Source organism: Ferroglobus sp. (assembly GCF_015521575.1).
Taxonomy (GTDB): Archaea; Halobacteriota; Archaeoglobi; order Archaeoglobales; family Archaeoglobaceae; genus Ferroglobus.
On record NZ_WANY01000046.1, the window covers coordinates 1 to 3,828 of the forward strand.

Below are 3,828 nucleotides of genomic sequence, written 5' to 3' on the forward strand. Positions count from 1 at the left end.
CCTCTGTCTCCGTCTACCGTCACAAGCATGCCGTCCTTCAAAACCTTTGTAGCTTCCTTCGTTCCTACAACAGCCGGAATTCCGAGCTCTCTGCTAACGATAGCAGCATGACAAGTCAGTCCACCCTCGTAAGTTACGATGGCTGAGGCTCTCTTCATAGCCGGAACCATGTCCGGAGTTGTCATCGTCGTGACGAGCACGTCTCCCGGCTGAACTTTGCTGATTTCCTTCTCGCTGAAAATTACCTTCACTCTCCCAATACCAATTCCCGGAGACGCTCCAAGACCTTTTACGAGTATTCTTCCCTCCCCGGCAACCTTTTCCTCCTCAACCTTGCCCTTTATCGTCGTCACAGCTCTCGACTGGAGGATGAATATTTTATTATTCTCGATCGCCCATTCTATGTCCTGAGGATGCTTATAGTGCTCCTCTATTATTTCCCCGTACTTCACGAGCTCTTCAATCTCTTCATCGCTTAAAACTCTCTCCCTTCCCTTCTCACCCAGCTCAACTTCCACGGTCTCTCCATTCTTTCTCGTTATCATGAGGGTTTTTTCGGAAACTTTGACATCAACGAGCTTTCTCTGCTTTCTGTCGTAAACGTAGGTGTCAGGAGTTACCTTTCCGCTTACTATCGCCTCTCCCAAACCAAAAACTGCTTCGATTATGCAGAGCTTCTCTCCAGTTACCGGGTGGGAGGTGAACATTACTCCGCTTTTTTCACTGTTGACCATTTTTTGCACAACAACAGCAATACTAACCTCTTCATGTCTAAAGCCTTGCTGAACTCTGTAGTAAATTGCTCTCGGAGTGTACAAACTCGCCCAGCACCTCTTCACTTTCTCAACGACGTCATCCTCTCCTCTAACGTTTAGATAAGTTTCTTGCTGCCCGGCAAAACTTGCTTCTGGCAGATCTTCTGCTGTTGCCGAACTTCTTACGGCTACAAAAACCTCTTCGCCCTCCTCTTCGCATAGTCTTCTGTAAGCGCTCCTAATGTCATCTTCAATGTTCTTCGGAATTTCCGAGTTTATGATCAGCTTTCTGATCTCTTCAGATACTCTGTTAAGTTCGTCCGTATCTTCGACGTTCAAACCCTTCAGCATGTCGAGGATTTGGTATTTTATCCCTGTCGCCTCTAAAAACTCGTTGAAAGTTCTCGCATCTACGACAAAGCCGTTAGGAACGGGAATTTCGAGTTTCATTAATTCTCCAAGATTTGCGGCCTTACCACCAACAAGCGGGACGTCTTCCTTGGAGACTTCGTTAAGCCAAAGCACAGCCATAAATCTCACCTCGAAAGTTTACCAGAGGTAGAAACTTAAAAGATTTTTGATAACCGACAAGCTTTATATCTCCAGAGGGCAATGCTTGACCGATGAAAGTTCTCGTTGCAAGCAACATCGCAAAAGAGGCAGTAGAACTGCTGAAAGCTGAAGGTATGGAGGTAGATGTCAGGGCAGACATTAGCGAAGAGGAGCTGAAGGAGGTAATAAAGGATTACGATGCGCTGATAGTTAGGAGCAAACCGAAGGTTACGAGGGAAGTTATAGAGAGGGGAGAGAAGCTGAAAATAATAGGCAGAGCTGGAGTTGGCGTCGACAACATCGATGTGGATGCCGCTACGGAAAGAGGTATCATCGTCGTGAACGCTCCGGGAGGAAATACAGTCTCTACAGCCGAATTGACGATGGGTTTAATTCTTTCAGCGGCAAGAAAGATACCTCAGGCGGATAGGAGTGTCAAAGAGGGAAAGTGGGAGAGGAAGAAATTCGAAGGATTGGAGCTGAGAGGAAAGACTATCGGGATAATCGGTCTCGGAAGGATAGGATTCGAAGTGGCAAAAAGAGCCAAAAGCTTTGAAATGAGGGTGATCGCATATGACCCCTACATCTCGCCAGAAAGAGCCAAATCGATAGGTGTCGAACTCGTTAGCTTCGATTATTTGATAGAAAATTCGGATATCATCACTGTTCACGTTCCAAAGACTAAAGAGACTGAGAAGATGATCAGCTACGAGGAATTCAAGAGGATGAAGGATAACGTAATAATCGTGAACTGTGCGAGAGGTGGAATAATTGATGAAGATGCCCTTTACGATGCGATAAAGTCTGGAAAGGTTTACATGGCTGCTTTAGACGTTTACGAAAAAGAACCTCCAGATTTTAACCATCCGCTTTTCAAACTTGAGAATGTAATAACCACTCCCCACATAGGAGCTTCTACCAAGGAAGCTCAGAAAAGCGTCGGAATGATCATCGCCAGAGACATCGTCAACTTGTACAAAGGTCTTCCCGTAATAAATGCTGTCAATCTGCCAAGTTTGAGACCCGAAGATTTCGAATACCTAATGCCTTACATAACGTTAGCCGAGAAAATGGGGAAGATAGCCTCGGCAAGGCTCGGAGGGAATTTCAACGAAGTTAAAATCACGTACAGAGGAAAACTTGCGAGCAAAGATACCGCCTATGTTGCGAGAGCTTTGTTAAAGGGGTTGCTTGAGACGATTCTTGGGGCAAACATAAACCTCGTTTCGTCGATGCCAATAGCGAAGCAGAGGGGAATAAAAATAGAGGAATCAAGAATCGAAACAACCGACAGCTATGAAAGCTTGCTGGAAGTGGAAGTGAAAGGAGAGAAGAGCATAACGTTAGCTGGAACGAGTTTTGGCAGAGATGACTACAGAATAATTAGAATAGATCGTTACAAGGTCGATTTCGTTCCGAGAGGGCATTACATAATCTCGCTCCATGAAGACAAACCGGGTGTGATCGGAAGGGTCGGAACCCTCTTCGGGCAGTACAATATAAACATAGCGGGAATGATTGTCGGGAGGTACGGAGATATGCCGGGAGGGGTTCAGCTGATGCTGCTTCTTGTGGATGATCCGCCAACCGAAGAGGTGCTGGAGAAGATGGTCAAGCTTGATGGGATAATCGACGCTACCTACATTTACCTATGAAATTCGAAGATCCTTGGCTTGGGGAGTTGGAGCTGAGGGTAGAAAAGAAGAATAAACGAACTTTTATCAAAATTTTAACTAAGAAGCTGAAAGAAGACTTCGACGTTTCAGTGGAAAGACACGAGGACACCTTTAGCGTTGATGTTAAGTTCAGAGGCTTCAAAACCGTGGAATGCGAAGTGGGAGTGGTAGAAATTTCTCCTCCAGAGGATGGCATTGTTCTTTCAGCAAGATTAGACGAAAACAGCCTCAAAAGGATTGTGAAAAAGATCGAGGAGTTCGTTGAAAAGCCAAGGATTTTAGTAATTAGCGGAAGAATTCCAGAAGAAATCTTCGAAGAACTTGGATATCGGAAATCCGGCTTCTTTTACGTGAAAGATTAACTACCCCTTCTCTTATCGACGAAAACGAGAAACGCTGGAACAACAGTTAAAGCGGCGATCAAGCTCATTAGTATTGCTAAAACACTTATTATTCCGAAATCTCTCATTATCGGGAAAGGTGAAATCAGCATTGCCGCAAATCCTCCAGCCATTGTCAGCCCCGAGGTGAGTATGGGCTTTCCGATTCTGGTAATCGTTATCTCCACTGCCTTTTCAGGAGCGAACCTCCTCCTCTCCTCAAGGTACCTTTCCATTACGTGAATCGAGAAGTCGATGCCTAAACCGATAATCATCGAGTTCATGCTTGCGGTGATGAGAGTTCTGTAGAAACCGAGCACGTACATAGCTCCGCCGGTTGTTAGGATAACGAGGGTTATTGGAATTAAAGGAACCACAGCATTTCTCAAGCTTCTGTAAACTATTAGGAGCAAGGTGACCACTAAAACGTAACTCGCTACCGTCATTCTATTCTGACCGTTAACG

General features: G+C 45.3%; 4 protein-coding genes. 2 read left to right on the forward strand and 2 right to left on the reverse strand.

What is annotated here, in order from left to right; translation table 11 throughout:
• A partial coding sequence (gene ppsA / locus F7C14_RS01860) for a phosphoenolpyruvate synthase (RefSeq protein WP_290899347.1) occupies nucleotides 1-1,286 on the reverse strand: 1,286 nt, incomplete at its 3' end.
• Between the two features lie 92 nt (nucleotides 1,287-1,378).
• On the opposite strand from ppsA, the gene serA reads away from it, so the two are divergent.
• Nucleotides 1,379-2,962 (forward strand): phosphoglycerate dehydrogenase, encoded by a 1,584-nt coding sequence (gene serA / locus F7C14_RS01865; protein WP_290899350.1) that lies wholly within the window; start codon nucleotides 1,379-1,381, stop codon nucleotides 2,960-2,962.
• A complete protein-coding gene (locus tag F7C14_RS01870; protein WP_290899354.1) occupies nucleotides 2,959-3,345 on the forward strand; it encodes a hypothetical protein in 387 nt (128 codons plus the stop codon). Before serA ends, F7C14_RS01870 begins: the two co-directional genes overlap by 4 nt.
• On the opposite strand, the gene F7C14_RS01875 is transcribed toward F7C14_RS01870, so the two are convergent.
• Nucleotides 3,342-3,828, reverse strand: a 487-nt coding sequence (locus F7C14_RS01875) for an efflux RND transporter permease subunit (RefSeq protein WP_290899357.1), incomplete at its 5' end; no start/stop codon positions are given. The two genes, F7C14_RS01870 and F7C14_RS01875, sit on opposite strands and share 4 nt — an antisense overlap.

What these genes read in the sequence shown, in the direction of transcription:
- serA (WP_290899350.1), top strand. Translation starts at nt 1,379, where the DNA reads ATGAAAGTTCTCGTTGCAAGCAACATCGCAAAAGAGGCAGTAGAACTG.
- F7C14_RS01870 (WP_290899354.1), top strand. Translation starts at nt 2,959, where the DNA reads ATGAAATTCGAAGATCCTTGGCTTGGGGAGTTGGAGCTGAGGGTAGAA.